A 16928-nucleotide genomic window follows, 5' to 3' on the forward strand; every position below is an offset into this window, starting at 1 on the left:
CCCGGCTCAGCTGGTGCGCTTGCCGTCGAAGCGGCGCATGCGCTCGAGGACGGAGTCGGCGGTCGGGGAGTGCATCTCGTCGACGATCCGGCCGTCGGCGAGGAACAGCACGCGGTCCGCGTAGCCGGCGGCGACCGGGTCGTGGGTGACCATGACGATGGTCTGGCCCAGCTCGTCGACCGAGCGGCGCAGGAAGGTGAGCACCTCGGCGCCGGAGCGGGAGTCGAGGTTGCCGGTGGGCTCGTCACCGAAGATGATCTCGGGCCGGGCGGCGAGGGCGCGGGCGACCGCGACGCGCTGCTGCTGGCCGCCGGAGAGCTGGGTCGGCCGGTGCTTGAGGCGCCCGGCGAGGCCGACCGTCTCGATGACCTGGTCGAGCCAGGCGGCGTCGGGCTTGCGGCCGGCGATGTCCATCGGGAGCGTGATGTTCTCCAGGGCGTTCAGCGTGGGCAGCAGGTTGAACGCCTGGAAGATGAAGCCGATCTTGTCCCGGCGGAGCCGGGTGAGCTGCTTGTCCTTGAGGCCGGTGATCTCGGCGTCGCCGATCCAGATGCGCCCCTCGGTGACCGTGTCGAGGCCGGCGAGGCAGTGCATCAGGGTCGACTTGCCGGAGCCCGAGGGGCCCATGATCGCGGTGAACCGTCCGCGGTGGATGTCCACGTCGACGGCGTCGAGGGCCGTGACCCGGGTCTCCCCGGCGCCGTAGGCCTTGGTCACCTGGCGTGCGGAGGCGGCGAAGGCGCCCTGCCCGCCCGGCGTCTGGTGGTCATGCACGGCTTTGGCTGCCGTCGTCACTGGGTTCTCCTCGGTACGTCGTCCACCCGTTGCCCCACAGCCTGCCAAGGGCCGCCGGTGCTGCGACATGGTGCAGGCAGCCGTCTTGGAGGTGGGGCCAGCACCACCCCGGAAGGAGGAGCAGGCTGTAGGAACCACGTTAGGAGCGGGCGGGAACCGTCTCGTCCTCCGTCGGGAGGAAGCCGGTTGACCGGGAGATGTACGGGGTGCGGCCGCCCTCCCCCTAGGGGACCGCACCCCCGGTACCAGGGTCAGCCGGCGGCGACGAGTTCCCCGGTCCGCACGAGCGCCGCGGCGAAGGTGTCGACCACCGGCGTGAGCTGCAGTTCCGTCTCCGGTTCGAGGGCGGTGGTGCCGTCCTCCCGGGTGGTGACGTGGCGGTCCAGGACGAACCAGCCCTGGGTGATGTGGCCGGCGCCCATCGAGCTGAGCACCGGGCGCAGCGCGTAGTCCACCGCGAGGACGTGGGCGGGCGAGCCGCCGGTGGCGAGCGGCAGGACGGCCTTGCCGCGCAGCGCGTACTGCGGGAGGACGTCGAGCAGGGTCTTGAGCAGTCCGGAGTAGGCGGCCTTGTAGACGGGGGTGCCGATGACGATGCCGTCGGCCTCGGCGAACAGCTCCAGTGCCCGGGCTATCGCGGGGTCGGAGGTGTCGGCGGAGAGCAGGGCCTCGGCGGGCAGGCTGCGGACCTCGAAGGGGACGACCTCGTGGCCGTGCGCGGTGAGCAGGGTGTCGACGTGGCGGAGCAGCCGGGTGGTGCGGGAGGTCGGCGACGGGGAGCCGGAGACGGACAGGACGGTGGCCATGGGTTCACCTCGGGTCGTGGCGGGCCGCTCGGCGGGCGGGTGCCCGGGAAGGCTGCGGCGGGGCCGCGGTGGGGGCGCGGCGGGGATCGGAAGCGGTACGGCACGGCGCGTCCGGGCCTGGGGAGGCCGGGCGGGCGGTGCGGGCACGGGGTGTCGGCGAACGGTCAGCCACGACAGAGCGAGCGGGCCACGCGCAGCAGGTCGACGTGCCGCCGACGCGTGAGGATCCTTCGCTGTCCCATGGCGACGATGCAAGCACGGGCCGTTTCGGCCGGTCAAGGTTGGTTCCAGCAGGTGAACATTCCGCCGATCCGTCCGCGCCGTGCATCAAATCGGATACAAGGGGCTCCGGGGCGGGGGCCGGACAACTGCGGCGTGCCGGTTTCGGGCATCCTCTCCCACATGAACACGTGGCAGGAGGACCGCCCGGGGGGCGGGGGCGCGTACGGGCAGGGCAACGGCGGGTACCGCCAGGGCGGTGCGGCCGCCGACCCGCCGCTGCCGCCGGAGCTCAACCCGCGCGGTGCCGGTGCGGGGGCGCCGGGCGGTGTCCAGGGGGGTGCCCAGGGGGGCCACGGCGGGTACGGCGGTCCGGCCGTACCGCCGCAGCAGCAGGGCTACGGCCGACCGCCGCAGCAGGACCGCGGGCAGGGGGTGCCGCAGCAGCCCGGTCACGGCCGTCCGGCGGGTCCCGGTGCACCCGGCGCGCCCGTCCGGCCCGGCGGCCCGGGCGGCCCGGGGCCGGACGCGCCGGCCGCGGCCCCGCGCTGGCCGCGCAGCCGGAAGATCAAGGTCGGTGCGCTGGCGCTGGTCGGCGCGCTGCTGGTGACCGGGATCGGCACCTACGTGTGGGCCGACTCCAAGCTGAACCACGAGAACGTGCTGGCCCCGTACGACAACCGTCCGGCGGCGGGCAAGGGCACCAACTGGCTGATCGTGGGTTCGGACAGCCGGGAGGGCCTGTCGGACGCCGACGAGGACGCGCTGCACACCGGCTCGGCGCAGGGCAAGCGCAGCGACTCGATGATGCTGCTGCACATCGGCGACAACGGGAACACCCTGATGTCGATCCCGCGCGACTCCTGGGTGACCATCCCGGCGCACCTGGACACCAGCGGCAGCGGCAAGACCGTCCCGCAGGCGACGTCAAAGATCAACGCGGCCTTCGCGCGCGGCGGCGGCCGGCTGCTGGTGCAGACGGTGGAGACCAACACCGGGGTGCACATCGACCACTACGCGGAGATCGGTTTCGCCGGCTTCGTCGGGATCGTCGACTCGGTCGGCGGTGTGGACATGTGCATCGACCAGGCCGTCAAGGACCGGGACTCCGGCCTCGACCTGAAGGCCGGCTGCCAGACCCTGAGCGGCAAGCAGTCGCTCGCCTTCGTCCGCCAGCGGCACCAGATGGCCGACCAGGACCTCGGCCGGATGCGCAACCAGCAGAAGTTCCTGAGCGCGCTGGCGAGCCAGGCCGCCTCCCCGGCGACCCTGCTGAACCCGTTCACCTTCTACCCGATGGTGAGCTCGGGCCTGGGCACCCTGATCGTGGACGAGGACGCCGGCCTGACCGACCTCGGCTCGCTCTTCCTGGCCATGAAGGGCGTCTCCGGCGGTGACGGCAAGTCCATCACGGTGCCGATCGGCAACCCGGACTTCCGCACCCCGACCGGCGAGTCGGCGGTCAAGTGGGACGCGACCAAGTCCAAGCAGGTCTTCGACGCCTTCAAGAACGACACCCCGGTGCCGGACCTGAAGAAGTAGGCGCACCACAGCGCAGTTGCGGCGCCCGTGCGGGGTCGCGCGCCGTCCTGGGGACGGTGCGCGGCCCCGCACGCCGGTTTCGGGGACGCTGCGTCGCCGCTCCGTCACAATGTGCCGCATGTCTCTGGTGACGTCCTTGATCTACCGCCGCCGCCACCCGCTGCTGGGCCGCCTCGTCCAGGAGGCCCTGGCGCTGTACGGGATGGAGGTGCCGGCCGCGGTGGAGATCGGGCCGGGGCTGGCGGTGTTCCACCGCGGCTTCGGCACGGTGCTGCACCCGTACACCACGATCGGCGCCGGGGTGACGCTCTACAACGGGGTCACCGTGGGCCGGGCCGACCCGTGGGTGCCGCAGGAGAGCAGCGCGATGCGGCGGGTGGTGCTGGAGGACGGCGTGGTGGTCTGCGCCGGGGCGCGGATCGTCTGCAAGGAGGGCGTGCTGACGGTGGGCGCCGGGACGATCGTCGGCGCCAACGCGGTGCTGACCCGCTCCACCGGGCGCGGGGAGATCTGGGCCGGCATCCCGGCGCGCTGCATCGGCCTGCGCGAGCGGCCAGGAGCGGACGGGCCCGGGACGCCGGGGACCGGGGCGGAGCGGCCCGGAACGCCGCAGGTCCCCCGTCCGGCGGGCGGGCGGCTCGCCTGACGGGGGACCTGTCGGGGCCCGGGGGCCTACGGGAGGTTGCGGGCCATGACGATGCGCTGGACCTGGTTGGTGCCCTCGTAGATCTGGGTGATCTTGGCGTCGCGCATCATCCGCTCGACCGGGTAGTCGCGGGTGTAGCCGTAGCCGCCGAGCAGCTGGACGGCGTCGGTGGTGATCTCCATCGCGACGTCGGAGGCGAAGCACTTGGCGGCGGCGCCGAAGAACGTCAGGTCGCCGTCCGTGCGCTGGGACTTCGCGGCGGCGGCGTAGGTGAGCTGCCGGGCGGCCTCCAGCTTCATCGCCATGTCGGCGAGCATGAACTGCACGCCCTGGAACTCGGCGATGGCCTTGCCGAACTGCTTGCGCTCCTGGACGTAGCCCTTGGCGTAGTCGAGGGCGCCCTGGGCGATGCCGATCGCCTGGGCGGCGATGGTGACCCGGGTGTGGTCGAGGGTCTTCATCGCGGTGGCGAAGCCGGTGCCCTCGGCGCCGATCATCCGGTCGGCGGGGATCCGCACGTTGTCGAAGTAGACCTCGCGGGTCGGCGAGCCCTTGATGCCGAGCTTCTTCTCCGGGGCGCCGAAGGAGACGCCCTCGTCGCCCTTCTCGACCACGAACGCGGAGATGCCCTTGGAGCGCTTCTCCGGGTCGGTGACGGCCATCACGGTGTAGAACTCGGAGACGCCGGCGTTGGTGATCCACCGCTTGACGCCGTTGAGGACCCAGAAGTCGCCGTCGCGCACCGCGCGGGTCTTCATGCCGGCCGCGTCCGAGCCGGCCTCCGGCTCGGACAGGCAGTAGGAGAACATGCCCTCGCCGCGGGCCAGCGCGCCGAGGTACTTGGCCTTCAGCTCCTCGGAGCCGGACAGCTGGACGGGCAGCGAGCCGAGCTTGTTGACCGCGGGGATCAGCGAGGAGGAGGCGCAGACCCGGGCGACCTCCTCGATCACGATCACGGTGGCCAGCGCGTCCGCGCCGGCGCCGCCGTACTCCTCGGGCACGTGCACCGCGTGCAGGTCGTTGCCCTGCAGCGCCTCCAGCGCCTCGCTCGGGAAACGGCCCTGCTCGTCGACCTCGGCCGCGAACGGGGCGATCTTCGCCTCGGCCAGCGACCGCACCGCGTCACGGAGCATGTCGTGCTCCTCGGCCAACCGGAAGAGGTCGAAATCCGCTCCGGAATTGCCCGCCATCTGCCTCGCCCCTAGCGTGGTTAGTTACCGTTAAGTAGCTGTATCACCACTCATTCTAGGCGCGCACCGCGATCCCCCGGCAGCGTGACATGCACAACAGGCGGCCGCCGCACGGCTCACCGCACGCTGTCGCCGAGGGTGTCGCTGGTGGTGCTGTGCTCGGCCAGGTACTGGTCCATGCGGTCGTTGCGGACCGCCTCCCAGAGCGTGGTCGCGGCCGCCCGGTCGAGCAGCACCACGGACTGCCCGTCCACGCTGTCGAAGCCGCCGAAAGGCGCGTTCATGAAGCGCACGCCGTCCGGGCGCAGCCCGCGCAGGCTCCAGGCGAGCTCGTAGAGGTCGGTGTTGCTGAGCCGGTCGTCCACGCTGACCACCTCGCCGACGGCCTGCAGCAGGCCGGTGAGCCGGGCCGGGCTGCCGAGGGTGCCGGCGTCCATGGTCTGGATCATCAGGGCGCGCAGGAAGTTCTGCTGGCGCTTGCTGCGGTCCAGGTCCCCGTTGGGCAGTCCGTACCGCTCGCGGACGTAGAGCAGTGCCTGCGCGCCGTCCATGTGGTGGGTGCCGGCGTCCCACTGGCGGGCCTCGCCGCGGCCCTCGATGGTCTGCGGAACGGTGATGTCGACGCCGCCGACCGCGTCGGTCAGCGCCCGGAAGCCGTTCCAGTCGATCACCGCGATGTGGTCGATCCGGATACCGGTGAGGTTCTGCACCGTCTCGACCATCAGTGACGGGCCGCCCCAGGAGTAGGCCGCGTTGATCTTCGCCTTCCCGTGGCCGGGGACGTCCACCAGGGTGTCGCGGGCGAGCGAGATGATCGACGCGCTCCTCCGGTCGGCCGCTATGTGCAGCAGCATCATGGTGTCGCTGCGCTGCGCGCCGGCCTTCCAGGCGGGCGCCTTCGCCTCCTTGCCGGTGGTGGCCACGTCGGAGCGGGCGTCCAGGCCGACCAGCAGGAAGGTGGTGCCGGCGTTCGGCACGGCCGCCGGCTGCCTGTCGACCGGCAGGGTGGGGAAGGCCCCGGGGATCCGGTCCACCGAGGACGCGTAGTGGTCCACCGTCCAGTAGGCGGCGCCCGCCCCGCCGAACAGCAGGCCGAGCAGCGCCACCAGCGTCCAGACCAGCACCCGGCGGGTGCGGCGCCTGCGCCGGTCCTCGCCGTCCCCGGACGGCGGGGCGCCGTCGGCGGCCCCCTCGTCCCCGTCCCCGTCGTCCGCCCCGTCCGCCCGCACGCCCTCGAAGAGGCTCAGCGTTGCCGGGCGCTCCCCCGCCGCTTCGTCGCGCTCCCTCGCTGCCATGCGCGCATTGTGCCGCCCTGCGCGCCCCCGCGGGCCCGGGTCGGGATTTCGGCAACCGCGCCGTTATCGACGGGGTTCGCCGCGAGCCCGGCCCCGGCTACCATCAGTGGCTGCGGCCGCCGGTCACCCCGGGCGGCCCGGCAACCTGGACTGAAGGGGAAGCACGTGGCCCTCCGCATCACGGTGATCGGCACCGGTTACCTCGGCGCGACGCACGCCGCCTGCATGGCGGAGCTCGGCTTCGAGGTGCTCGGCCTGGACATCGACCCGGAGAAGATAGCGTCGCTCGCCGCGGGCCGGGTGCCGATGTACGAGCCGGGCCTCGCCGAGCTGCTGGTCAAGCACGTGCCCGGCCACGAGGGCTCGACCGGCCGGCTGCGCTTCACCACCTCGTACGAGGAGGTGGCCGAGTTCGGCGACGTCCACTTCATCTGCACCAACACCCCGCAGAAGAAGGGCGAGTTCGCCGCCGACATGAGCTATGTCGACAGCGCCCTCGACTCGCTGGCCGTCCACCTGACCCGGCCGACCCTGGTGGTCGGCAAGTCGACCGTGCCGGTCGGCAGCGCGAGCCGGCTGGCCGAGCGGCTGGCCGCCCTGGCGCCGGTCGGCGAGCAGGCCGAGCTGGCCTGGAACCCGGAGTTCCTCCGGGAGGGCTTCGCGGTCGGCGACACCCTGCACCCGGACCGGCTGGTGGTCGGCGTGCGCAGCGAGCGCGCCGAGCAGCTGCTGCGCGAGGTGTACGCGACGCCGGTCTCCGAGGGCGTGCCCTTCGTGGTGACCGACTTCCCGACGGCCGAGCTGGTCAAGGCCGCCGCGAACTCCTTCCTGGCCACCAAGATCTCGTTCATCAACGCGATGGCCGAGGTCTGCGAGTCGGCCGGCGCGGACGTCGTCCAGCTGTCCAAGGCGCTCTCCTACGACGCCAGGATCGGCGGCAGGTTCCTCAACGCCGGCCTCGGCTTCGGCGGCGGCTGCCTGCCCAAGGACATCCGGGCGTTCATGGCCCGGGCCGGCGAGCTGGGCGCGGACCAGGCGCTGACCTTCCTGCGCGAGGTCGACTCGATCAACATGCGGCGCCGCTCGCGGATGGTCGAGCTCGCCCGCGAGCAGTGCGGCGGCGGCTTCCTGGGCCGCCGGGTGGCCGTGCTCGGCGCGGCCTTCAAGCCGAACTCCGACGACATCCGGGACTCCCCCGCGCTGAACGTCGCCGGGCAGATCCAGCTGCAGGGCGCCCAGGTCACCGTGTACGACCCCAAGGCGATGGACAACGCCCGCAAGATGTTCCCCAGCCTGTCCTACGCGGACTCCGCACTGGAGGCCGTTCAGGGCGCCCACGTGGTGCTGCACCTGACGGAGTGGCAGGAGTTCCGCGAGCTCGACCCTGCGGAGGCCGGCGCGCTGGTCGCCGAGCGGCGGATCCTGGACGGCCGGAACGTGCTGGACGCGGCCGCCTGGCGGGCCGCCGGCTGGACCTACCGGGCGATGGGCCGGCCCGGCGCGGAATGACCGCGGCCCGGCACGGGTTGTCCCCGGCATGACGTACGGAGACGAGGCGACGGTCCGCAGGATCCTCCGGGAGTCCGGCGACACCTGGGCGGTGGTCGGCCTGTCCACCAACACCCGACGGGCGGCGTACGGCGTCGCCCGGGTGCTGCAGCGGGCCGGCAAGCGCGTGGTGCCGGTGCACCCGAAGGCCGAGACGGTGCTCGGCGAGCAGGGCTACGCCACGCTCGCCGACATCCCCTTCCCGGTCGACGTGGTCGACGTGTTCGTGAACAGCGGCCTGGCCGGCGAGGTCGGCGGCCAGGCCGTCGTGGTGGGCGCCAAGGCGGTCTGGTTCCAGCTGGACGTGGTGGACGAGGCCGCCTGGGAGCGGACCAGGGCCGCCGGGCTCGACATGGTCATGGACAAGTGCCCGGCCATCGAGCTGCCGCTGCTCTGACCCGCCGCCCCCGGCGGCCGTTCCGCTACTCCACCGGCACCGCGATGTCGCAGACCGGCTCGCCGTCCGCGGCGGCGGCCCAGTCCGCGAAGTAGACCTCGCGCGGGGCCGACACCACGGTGCGGTCCTCGGCCTTCGCCCACTCGAAGACCGCGTCGTAGGCCGACAGGATCTGCGGGTAGGCCACCTGCGCCTTGGTGATGGTGGTGTACGCCTCGCGGTGCGCCGGCTCCGTCCGGTGCGCGTGCGCGACGCCGTCCGCCTGCGCGGCGGCGATCGGCACGCAGACCTCGACCGGCCCGTCGCTGTCCTCGCTGACCTCGCCGTGGTAGACCACGAACGGCGCCGCGGCGACCCCGCCGTACTCCCCCGCGGCCGCGACCAGCCGCCCGGTCGCCTCGGGGATCCACACCGGCAGGTCCTCCGGCCGGGCGTGCCGCTGCTCGGTGAGCACCAGCTGCTCCGGGACCTCGCGCTCCTCGATCCGGTACATGTCCGATCTCCCTTCGTCTCCTGCCAGTCGGATGCGGAGGTGCGAAGCCAGCTCGCGCTGCGCCGCGATCCGGTGCTCGACCGACTCCCAGTACGCGGCCACCAGTTCGGCGGCCCGCGGCCCGGGCGCGGCCAGCACCTCGGCCACGGTCGCGAGCGGCATGTCCAGCCCGCGCAGCCGGACGATCAGCCGGGCCGCCTGCAGCCGGTCCTCCCGGTAGTACCGGTAGCCGGTGACCGGGTCGACCCGGTCGGGCGGCAGCAGGCCCTGCCGGTCGTACAGCCGCAGCGCCTTGGCCGAGAGCCGGGCGCGGCGGGCGAACGCGCCGATGCCGAGCAGTGCTTCGTCCTCCACGTCGTCCACGCTCCCGTCTGCCCCAGGGGCAAGGTCAACCCCGGCCGTCCAACTGCTCCCGGGTGGCGATGGACGGGCCGCGGACGGCCTGCAGCCGACGGGCCGCCGTCTCCGCCCCGCGCAGCACCCGGACGGCGTTGTGCCAGGTCAGCTTGGACAGGTCGGCCTCGGACCAGCCGCGGCCGAGGAGTTCGGCGATCAGGTTCGGGTAGCCGGCGACGTCGTCCAGCCCGGCCGGGACGAAGGCGGTGCCGTCGAAGTCGCCGCCGATGCCGATGTGGTCGATCCCGGCGACCTCCCGCATGTGGTCGAGGTGGTCGGCGACCGTGGCCGGGGTGGCCACCGGCCGCGGGTGGGCGGCCTCGTAGGCGCGCTGGCAGTCCATCGCGGCGGGCGTGGTCTCCAGTGCGTGGAAGCCGTGCGCGCGCATGTTCTCGTCCGCGGCCAGCGTCCACTCGATCGCGGCGGGCAGCACGAACTTCGGCACGAAGGTGGCCATCGCCAGGCCGCCGTTGGCGGGCAGCGCGGCGAGCACGTCGTCCGGGACGTTGCGCGGGTGGTCGCAGACGGCGCGCGCGGAGGAGTGCGAGAAGATCACCGGCGCCTCGGAGACCCGGAGCGCGTCCCGCATGGTGTCGGCGGAGGTGTGCGAGAGGTCGACCAGCATGCCGAGCCGGTTCATCTCGCGGACGACCTCCTCGCCGAAGGCGGTCAGGCCGCCCGCGGCCGGCAGGTCGGTGGCGGAGTCCGCCCACGGCACGTTGTCGTTGTGGGTGAGCGTCAGGTACCGCACGCCCAGGGTGTGCAGGGCGCGCAGGGTGGCCAGCGAGCTGTCGATCGAATGCCCGCCCTCGGCGCCCATCAGCGAGGCGATCCGGCCCTCGGCGCGGGCCGCCTCCATGTCGTCCGCGGTCAGCGCGAGGCGCAGCACCCCGGGGTAGCGCGCGGTCAGGGCGTGCACGAAGTCGATCTGCTCCAGGGTGGCGCTGACCGCCCGGTCGCCGGCGAAGTCGCTGCGCACGTAAACCGACCAGAACTGCGCACCGACCCCGCCGGCGCGGAGCCGGCCGAGGTCGGTGTGCAGGCGGGCGCTCTGGTCGGCCGCCAGGTCGAGCGCTCCCAGGTCGTAGCCGACCTGGGAGCGCATCGCCCAGGGGAGGTCGTTGTGCCCGTCCACCACGGGGGTGTCGCGGAGCACGGCGCGGGCGCGGGCGAGCAGTTCAGGGGTCATCCCCCCGTTCTACACCGGCGCGCCCGCCCGGCCCGGGCGATCGGCCCGGGCCGGTCGAGGGGCTCAGCCCTGGTTGCCGCCCGCGCGGGCGCGGAGCTTCTTGCCCTTCTCGGTGGCCTGGGCGTTCAGCTCGGCCTGGAAGTCCACCATCCGCTCGGCGAGCTCCGGGTCGAAGGCGGCGAGCATCCGCACGGCCAGCAGGCCGGCGTTGCGGGCGCCGGCGATCGACACGGTGGCCACCGGTACGCCGGCGGGCATCTGCACGATCGACATCAGGCTGTCCATGCCGTCCAGGTACTTCAGCGGCACCGGGACGCCGATGACCGGCAGCGGCGTGACGGAGGCCAGCATGCCGGGGAGGTGGGCGGCGCCGCCGGCCCCGGCGATGATCGCCTTCAGCCCGCGGGCGTGCGCCTGCTCGCCGTACGCCACCATCTCGCGCGGCATGCGGTGGGCGGAGACGACGTCCACCTCGAAGGGGACCTCGAACTCGGCCAGCGCCTGCGCGGCGGCCTCCATCACGGGCCAGTCGGAGTCCGAGCCCATGACGATGCCGACGAGCGGAGCCTCGGGGTTGGTCATTCGGTGATCGTCCCTCGCAGGTAGGCGGCCGCGTGGCGGGCGCGCTCACGGACGTCGTCGAGGTCGTCCCCGACGACGTTGACGTGGCCGACCTTGCGGCCCGGCTTCACGTCCTTGCCGTACATGTGGATCTTGAGGCCGGGGTCGCGGGCCATGCAGTGCAGGAAGGCGTGGTACATGTCCGGGTAGTCGCCGCCGAGCACGTTGACCATGACCGTCCACGGGGCGCGCGGGCGCGGGTCGCCGAGCGGCAGGTCGAGGACGGCCCGCAGGTGGTTCTCGAACTGCGAGGTGACCGAGCCGTCCTGGGACCAGTGGCCGGAGTTGTGCGGGCGCATCGCCAGCTCGTTGACGAGGATGCGGCCGTCCCGGGTCTGGAACAGCTCCACCGCGAGGTGGCCGGTGATGTCCAGCTCGCCGGCGATCCGCAGCGCGAGCTGCTGGGCCTCGGCGGCGAGCTCCGGGGCGAGGTCCGGCGCGGGCGCGGTGACCTCGGCGCAGACGCCGTTCTCCTGGATGCTCTCCACCACCGGGTAGGCGACGGCCTGGCCGCTGGGCGAGCGGACGACGTTCGCGGCCAGCTCGCGCAGGAAGTCGACCTTCTCCTCGGCCAGCACCGGAACGCCGGCCAGGAACGGCGCGGCGGCCTCGGCCTCGTCGGCGACGACCCAGACGCCCTTGCCGTCGTAGCCGCCGCGGACGGTCTTCAGGACGACCGGGTAGCCGGCGCCCTCCTCCGCGAAGGCGGTCACGTCGGCCGGGTCGGCGACGATCCGGTGGCGCGGGCAGGGCACGCCGATCGAGTCCAGCTTCGCCCGCATCACGCCCTTGTCCTGGGCGTTCACCAGGGCGTCCGGGCCGGGCCGGACGGCCACGCCGTCGGCCTGCAGCGCCCGCAGGTGCTCGGTCGGCACGTGCTCGTGGTCGAAGGTGATCACGTCGCAGCCGGCGGCGAAGCGGCGCAGCGTCTCCAGGTCCCGGTAGTCACCGAGGACCACGTCGGACACCACCTGCGCCGCGGAGTCCTGGGGGGTGTCGGCGAGGAGCCGGAAACGGATGCCGAGCGGGATGCCGGCCTGGTGCGCCATGCGCGCCAGCTGTCCGCCACCGATCACGCCGACCACTGGAAATTTTGCACTGCCCGCGAAAGTCACGCTGCCCAGGATATCCGGGCCGGTCGGAGCCGGTGCACCGGTGGTTCACCGGGAGACGGGAGGGCGACCGGGCGCCGATGGGGCCCGTGGGAGCGAGTAGCCTGGTGGCCCGGGCCTTCGCCACGCACGTGCGTACACGAGGCGCCCCTTCGCGCTGCGCCCGCGCGGGCACCGCTCGTCCTCCCGTACGTCACTCAGGAGACACCCGGATGACCACGACCACCGCGACCCAGCCTTCGTTGGTGCAGCGCCTGCGCGGCATGTCCGGCGAGATGATCAAGTTCGGCGTCGTCGGGCTGAGCGGCGTGGTGGTCAACTTCCTGGTCTTCTGGGTCTGCATCAACGGGCTGAACCTCGCCTCGCTGCGCTCCAACGTGGCGGCGACCCTGGTGGCCATCGCCACCAACTACCTCGGCTACCGGTACTGGCTCTACAAGGACCGCGACGCGGCCTCCCGCAAGCGCGAGATCACGCTCTTCCTGGTGTTCAGCGGCGCCGGCATGCTGATCGAGACCGGCGTGCTCGGCTTCTCGGTCTACGCGCTGGGCCTGAACACGCACATGGAGCAGGTCGCCGCCAAGGTGGCCGGTCTGGCGGTCGGCACGGTCTTCCGCTTCGTCTCCTACCGCACCTGGGTGTTCAAGGCGATGCCGGAGCTGGCCGGGCCCGAGGCCGCGGCCGAGCCCGAGGTGGTCACCGAGGCCGAACTGCTGCTGGCCGCCGAGGAACCGCACTACGCGAAGTGACGCCCGGCCGGGCCGCGCTCAGCGCCGCGGCTCGACGGCGTCCTCGTCCCGGCCGCTGCCGAGGAAGAGCGCGAACACCGGGGGCCTGAGCGAGAGCAGCTCCAGGCGGGCGCCGTCCGCCTCCGCGAGGTCGCGGGCGACGGCCAGGCCGATGCCGGTGGAGTTGCGTCCGCTGACCGCCCGCTCGAAGACCCGGTTGCCGAGCTCGGGCGGGACGCCCGGACCCTCGTCCTGCACCTCGGCCACGACCGACGAGCCGGTGCGGCGGACCCGCAGGGTGATGTCGCCGCCGCCGTGCATCAGCGAGTTCTCGATCAGCGTGGCCATCACCTGGGCCACCGTGCCGGGCGTGCCGACCACCGTGGTGCCGCGCATGCCCTCCATCAGCAGCCGGCGGCCGGCCGCCCGCAGCGGGGCGCTCCACTCCTCGACCTGCTGCTTGAGCACCTCGTCGAGGTCGAAGGTGACGGCGGTCGGGCTGGCCGGGTCCCGCTGGTTGGTGAGCAGCCGCTGCACGACGTCGGTGAGCCGCTCCACCTGCTGGAGGGCGATCGTCGCCTCCTCCTTGACGGTGTCCGGCTCCTCGGCGAGCGCGGTGATCTCCTCCAGCCGCATGGACAGCGCGGTGAGCGGGGTGCGGAGCTGGTGCGAGGCGTCGGCGGCGAGCCGGCGCTCGGCGGTGAGCATCCGGGCGATCCGCACCGCGCTGACGTCCAGCACCTCGGCGATCCGGTCGAGTTCGGGCACGCCGTAGCGGCGGTCGCGGGGGCGGGGGTCACCGGACCCGAGGCGCTCGGCGGTCTCGGCGAGTTCGGTGAGCGGGCGGGCCAGGCGCTTGGCCTGCCAGACCGCGAGGGCCACCGCGGCCTGGACGGCGAGCAGGGCGACCACGCCGAGCAGCAGCAGCATGTTGCCGATCTCGTGGTCGACGTCCTCGCGGGACTGCTGGACGGTCACCGTCTCCCCGCTGGCGCCCTCCTCGGTGGCGGTCAGCGCCGGGCCGTCGACCGGGCGGCCGGCCGCGATCAGCGGCTGCCCGGGGATGTCGACGGTGACGAAGGAGCCGTCGGTGACCTGGGCGGCGAACTTCTCGCCGGTCACCGGCTCGCCCGCGGCGAGCCGGTTCTCGACCAGGCCGAGGACCCGGACGGCGGCGGCGTCGACCCGGTCCTCGGCGGCGTTGACGATGCTCTGCTTCTCGATGAGCGCCAGCGGGACGCAGAACACCGCGACCACCACCAGGACGACGCCCAGCAGCGAGTTGATCATTCTGCGCTTCACGCCGGGGAACGCCTTCGCTCGGGTCGGTGGTTCGGGTGCTGCCGAGGTACGGCCGGGGTCAGTTCTTCTCGAACCGGAAGCCGACGCCGCGGACGGTGGCGATGTAGCGCGGGTTCGCGGCGTCGTCGCCGAGCTTCTTGCGCAGCCAGGAGATGTGCATGTCCAGGGTCTTGGTGGACGTCCACCAGGTGGTGTCCCAGACCTGGCGCATGATCTCCTCGCGGGTGACCACCCGGCCGGCGTCCCGCACCAGGACCCGCAGCAGCTCGAACTCCTTGGCGGAGAGGGTGAGCTCCTCCTCGCCGAGCCAGGCGCGGTGCGACTCGATGTCGATCTTGACGCCGTGGGCGCCGGTGGTGAGCTGGTCCACGTTGCCGCGGCGCAGCAGCGCCCGGACGCGGGCCAGCAGCTCGGCCAGCCGGAAGGGCTTGGTGACGTAGTCGTCGGCGCCGGCGTCGAGGCCGACCACCGTGTCCACCTCGTCGGCCCGGGCGGTGAGCACCAGCACGGGGCAGCTGCGGCCGTCGGCACGCAGTCTGCGGCAGACCTCCAGGCCGTCCATCTCGGGCAGGCCGAGGTCCAGGACGATCAGGTCGACGTCCTCGGCGAGGCCCGCGGCCAGCGCGGCCGGCCCGTCCTCGCGCACGAGCACGTCGTACCCCTCGCGACGGAGCGCGCGGGCCAGCGGTTCGGAGATTGCCGGGTCGTCCTCGGCCAGCAGCACACAGGTCATGGGGGTGATGGTAGTCCGCTCCGGTGATCGCAAGGCGCTGTGAACTGTTTCACAGAGCCGTGATCGTTACCTTTGGCCCGCCATGTCCGCGTCGAGAGCCGCTTCGGAGGGTGACAATCGGAGATTCTGTCATTCGATCTTCGTTTCGAAGGAAGATTTTCCGAGTTACCATCGAATGGATGACCTGTAGTCGCGGGGACTTTACTCGGACAATACCGACGCCCACGCACTTGTCATCAAATGTCATGCCATCGCCCCCGTACAGTGGTCCGGTCCCCGCCCGCCAACACCCCTCGGCGGACGAACACAGGCAAGGAACCCACCACACATGGCGACTACCACCCTGGACGCCGGCATCCGCCAGGCCCCTCCCAGTGGCAAGACCTTCTTCGGGCACCCCCGAGGGCTCGCCACCCTCTTCATGACCGAGATGTGGGAGCGCTTCAGCTTCTACGGCATGCGTGCCCTGCTGGTGCTCTACATGACGGCCGCCACCACCGAGGGCGGCCTCGGCATGAAGATCGCCGTGGCCACGGCGGTCTACAGCGTCTACAACGCGATGGTGTACCTGCTCGCCCTGCCGGGCGGCTGGATCGCCGACCGCTTCCTCGGCGCCCGCAAGACCGTGGCGCTCGGCGGCACGATCATCATGATCGGCCACTTCCTGCTGGCCGTGCCGTTCCCGGCCTCGTTCTTCACCGGCCTCGGCTTCATCGCGCTCGGCTCCGGCCTGCTCAAGGCCAACATCTCGACGATGGTCGGCCACCTGTACGACGGCCCGAACGACCCGCGTCGCGACGGCGGCTTCACGATCTTCTACATGGGCATCAACCTCGGTGCCTTCGCCGCCCCGCTGGTCATCGGCACCGTCGGCCAGAGCGTCAACTGGCACCTGGGCTTCGCCCTCGCCGGCGTCGGCATGGCGCTCGGCCTCGGCCAGTTCCTGCTCGGCACCCGCCACCTGGCCGCCGCCAGCGACGTCGTGACCGCCCCGATGCCGGCCGACGAGAAGCGCGCGGTCCTCCGCAAGGCCGGCCTGTGGCTGGCCGTCGCGGTCGCGTTCTACGCCGTCGTCGTCCTGAGCGGCCGCTTCACCATCGACTGGGCGATCTGGCCGCTGTCGATCGCGGGCATCGCGATCCCGGTGTTCGTCTTCGCCCGGGTCAAGCGCGACAAGGACCTCGACGAGGCCGAGCAGTCCAAGATGAGCGGCTACATCTGGTTCTTCGTGGCCGCCGCCGTGTTCTGGATGATCTACGACCAGTCCGGCTCCACCCTGAGCGTCTTCGCCGACGACAGCACCGCCTCCACGCTGTTCGGGTTCGCGTTCCCGTCCAGCTGGTTCCAGTCGCTGAACCCGCTCTACATCATGGCGCTGGCCCCGGTCTTCGCCTGGCTCTGGGTGGCGCTCTCGCGCCGCGGCAAGAACCCCAGCACCACCATGAAGTTCGCCATCGGCCTGCTGATGATCGGCGCCTCCTTCCTGGTCATGATGCTGGCGATGGCCGCCGCCGCGGGCGGCGTCAAGGTCACCCCGCTGTGGCTGGCCGTGGTCTACCTGGTCCAGACGGTCGGCGAGCTGACCCTCTCCCCCGTCGGCCTCTCCGTCACCACCAAGCTGGCCCCGGCGAAGTACGCCAGCCAGATGATGGGCGTCTGGTTCCTCGCCGTCACCGCCGGTGACTGCGTGGCCGCCATCGTCCAGCTGGTGCTGGGCGACGCCACCGGCACCACCTGGTACTTCGCCGTCCAGGGCGTGGCCGCGATCGTCGCCGGCCTCGGCCTCGCGATGTACCGCAAGAAGGTCGTCCGCCTCATGGGCGACGTGCACTGACGCACCCGGCGCGACGCAGCGGCCCGGCACGGACCATCCGTGCCGGGCCGCTGCCGTACCCGCCGACCGGCGGGGTGCACCG

Annotated in this window: 16 protein-coding genes; 6 read left to right on the forward strand and 10 right to left on the reverse strand. The window is 72.4% G+C overall.

Annotated features, from left to right (window positions below; translation table 11 throughout):
- Nucleotides 1-6 precede the first annotated feature (6 nt).
- Together ABD353_RS04130 and ssuE are read right to left on the reverse strand one after the other, a co-directional pair.
- A complete protein-coding gene (locus ABD353_RS04130; RefSeq protein ID WP_425555071.1) occupies nt 7-864 on the reverse strand; it encodes an ABC transporter ATP-binding protein in 858 nt (285 codons plus the stop codon).
- 182 nt (nt 865-1046) lie between these two features.
- Nucleotides 1047-1601: an NADPH-dependent FMN reductase gene (gene ssuE / locus ABD353_RS04135; protein ID WP_344622073.1), complete on the reverse strand. Its 555-nt coding sequence runs from the start codon at nt 1599-1601 to the stop codon at nt 1047-1049.
- Between the two features lie 402 nt (nt 1602-2003).
- Here ssuE and ABD353_RS04140 point away from each other — a divergent pair, with 402 nt between their 5' ends.
- Nucleotides 2004-3362, forward strand: a complete 1359-nt coding sequence (locus ABD353_RS04140; RefSeq protein ID WP_344622074.1) for an LCP family protein — start codon at nt 2004-2006, stop codon at nt 3360-3362.
- Between the two features lie 118 nt (nt 3363-3480).
- Nucleotides 3481-4008, forward strand: a complete 528-nt coding sequence (locus ABD353_RS04145; RefSeq protein WP_344622075.1) for a hypothetical protein — start codon at nt 3481-3483, stop codon at nt 4006-4008.
- 26 nt (nt 4009-4034) lie between these two features.
- On the opposite strand, the gene ABD353_RS04150 is transcribed toward ABD353_RS04145, so the two are convergent.
- Together ABD353_RS04150 and ABD353_RS04155 are read right to left on the reverse strand one after the other, a co-directional pair.
- Nucleotides 4035-5198 (reverse strand): acyl-CoA dehydrogenase family protein, encoded by a 1164-nt coding sequence (locus ABD353_RS04150; protein ID WP_344622076.1) that lies wholly within the window; start codon nt 5196-5198, stop codon nt 4035-4037.
- A gap of 116 nt (nt 5199-5314) precedes the next feature.
- Nucleotides 5315-6493 (reverse strand): LCP family protein, encoded by a 1179-nt coding sequence (locus ABD353_RS04155; protein WP_344622077.1) that lies wholly within the window; start codon nt 6491-6493, stop codon nt 5315-5317.
- A 165-nt stretch (nt 6494-6658) separates the two neighbouring features.
- Between ABD353_RS04155 and ABD353_RS04160 the strand changes: the two genes are divergently transcribed.
- Nucleotides 6659-8002 carry a UDP-glucose dehydrogenase family protein gene (locus tag ABD353_RS04160; protein WP_344622078.1) on the forward strand — a complete coding sequence of 448 codons (1344 nt, stop codon included), beginning with the start codon at nt 6659-6661 and terminating at the stop codon, nt 8000-8002.
- Between the two features lie 28 nt (nt 8003-8030).
- Nucleotides 8031-8438 (forward strand): CoA-binding protein, encoded by a 408-nt coding sequence (locus ABD353_RS04165; RefSeq protein WP_344622079.1) that lies wholly within the window; start codon nt 8031-8033, stop codon nt 8436-8438.
- 25 nt (nt 8439-8463) lie between these two features.
- Here the strand turns inward: ABD353_RS04165 and ABD353_RS04170 are convergent, their stop codons facing one another.
- The 4 genes from ABD353_RS04170 to ABD353_RS04185 all read right to left on the reverse strand — a co-directional run bounded on the left by ABD353_RS04170 (nt 8464) and on the right by ABD353_RS04185 (nt 12252).
- Nucleotides 8464-9294 (reverse strand): MerR family transcriptional regulator, encoded by an 831-nt coding sequence (locus ABD353_RS04170; RefSeq protein WP_344622080.1) that lies wholly within the window; start codon nt 9292-9294, stop codon nt 8464-8466.
- Between the two features lie 25 nt (nt 9295-9319).
- Entirely contained in the window at nt 9320-10516 is a 1197-nt protein-coding gene (locus ABD353_RS04175) for a dipeptidase (protein ID WP_344622081.1), read from the reverse strand.
- A gap of 63 nt (nt 10517-10579) precedes the next feature.
- A complete protein-coding gene (gene purE / locus ABD353_RS04180; protein ID WP_344622082.1) occupies nt 10580-11098 on the reverse strand; it encodes a 5-(carboxyamino)imidazole ribonucleotide mutase in 519 nt (172 codons plus the stop codon).
- Nucleotides 11095-12252, reverse strand: a complete 1158-nt coding sequence (locus tag ABD353_RS04185) for a 5-(carboxyamino)imidazole ribonucleotide synthase (RefSeq protein WP_344622083.1) — start codon at nt 12250-12252, stop codon at nt 11095-11097. Before ABD353_RS04185 ends, purE begins: the two co-directional genes overlap by 4 nt.
- A 209-nt stretch (nt 12253-12461) precedes the next feature.
- Here ABD353_RS04185 and ABD353_RS04190 point away from each other — a divergent pair, with 209 nt between their 5' ends.
- Entirely contained in the window at nt 12462-12998 is a 537-nt protein-coding gene (locus ABD353_RS04190) for a GtrA family protein (protein ID WP_344622084.1), read from the forward strand.
- 18 nt (nt 12999-13016) lie between these two features.
- On the opposite strand, the gene ABD353_RS04195 is transcribed toward ABD353_RS04190, so the two are convergent.
- Both ABD353_RS04195 and ABD353_RS04200 read right to left on the reverse strand, forming a co-directional pair.
- A complete protein-coding gene (locus tag ABD353_RS04195; protein ID WP_344622085.1) occupies nt 13017-14279 on the reverse strand; it encodes an ATP-binding protein in 1263 nt (420 codons plus the stop codon).
- A 58-nt stretch (nt 14280-14337) separates the two neighbouring features.
- Nucleotides 14338-15012 (reverse strand): response regulator transcription factor, encoded by a 675-nt coding sequence (locus ABD353_RS04200; protein ID WP_030263072.1) that lies wholly within the window; start codon nt 15010-15012, stop codon nt 14338-14340.
- A gap of 328 nt (nt 15013-15340) precedes the next feature.
- Between ABD353_RS04200 and ABD353_RS04205 the strand changes: the two genes are divergently transcribed.
- A complete protein-coding gene (locus ABD353_RS04205; RefSeq protein ID WP_344622086.1) occupies nt 15341-16846 on the forward strand; it encodes a peptide MFS transporter in 1506 nt (501 codons plus the stop codon).
- The last annotated feature ends 82 nt before the right edge of the window (nt 16847-16928 follow it).

The sequence above is a fragment of the Kitasatospora arboriphila genome (genome assembly GCF_039528095.1).
In the GTDB taxonomy this organism is placed as follows: Bacteria; Actinomycetota; Actinomycetes; order Streptomycetales; family Streptomycetaceae; genus Kitasatospora; species Kitasatospora arboriphila.

Excerpts from the sequence above, each read along its gene's own strand:
- ABD353_RS04130 (WP_425555071.1), bottom strand. The coding sequence starts at position 864 with ATGTCGCAGCACCGGCGGCCCTTGGCAGGCTGTGGGGCAACGGGTGGA.
- ssuE (WP_344622073.1), bottom strand. The coding sequence starts at position 1,601 with ATGGCCACCGTCCTGTCCGTCTCCGGCTCCCCGTCGCCGACCTCCCGC.
- ABD353_RS04140 (WP_344622074.1), top strand. The coding sequence starts at position 2,004 with ATGAACACGTGGCAGGAGGACCGCCCGGGGGGCGGGGGCGCGTACGGG.
- ABD353_RS04145 (WP_344622075.1), top strand. The coding sequence starts at position 3,481 with ATGTCTCTGGTGACGTCCTTGATCTACCGCCGCCGCCACCCGCTGCTG.
- ABD353_RS04150 (WP_344622076.1), bottom strand. The coding sequence starts at position 5,198 with ATGGCGGGCAATTCCGGAGCGGATTTCGACCTCTTCCGGTTGGCCGAG.
- ABD353_RS04155 (WP_344622077.1), bottom strand. The coding sequence starts at position 6,493 with ATGGCAGCGAGGGAGCGCGACGAAGCGGCGGGGGAGCGCCCGGCAACG.
- ABD353_RS04165 (WP_344622079.1), top strand. The coding sequence starts at position 8,031 with ATGACGTACGGAGACGAGGCGACGGTCCGCAGGATCCTCCGGGAGTCC.
- ABD353_RS04175 (WP_344622081.1), bottom strand. The coding sequence starts at position 10,516 with ATGACCCCTGAACTGCTCGCCCGCGCCCGCGCCGTGCTCCGCGACACC.
- purE (WP_344622082.1), bottom strand. The coding sequence starts at position 11,098 with ATGACCAACCCCGAGGCTCCGCTCGTCGGCATCGTCATGGGCTCGGAC.
- ABD353_RS04190 (WP_344622084.1), top strand. The coding sequence starts at position 12,462 with ATGACCACGACCACCGCGACCCAGCCTTCGTTGGTGCAGCGCCTGCGC.
- ABD353_RS04200 (WP_030263072.1), bottom strand. The coding sequence starts at position 15,012 with ATGACCTGTGTGCTGCTGGCCGAGGACGACCCGGCAATCTCCGAACCG.
- ABD353_RS04205 (WP_344622086.1), top strand. The coding sequence starts at position 15,341 with ATGGCGACTACCACCCTGGACGCCGGCATCCGCCAGGCCCCTCCCAGT.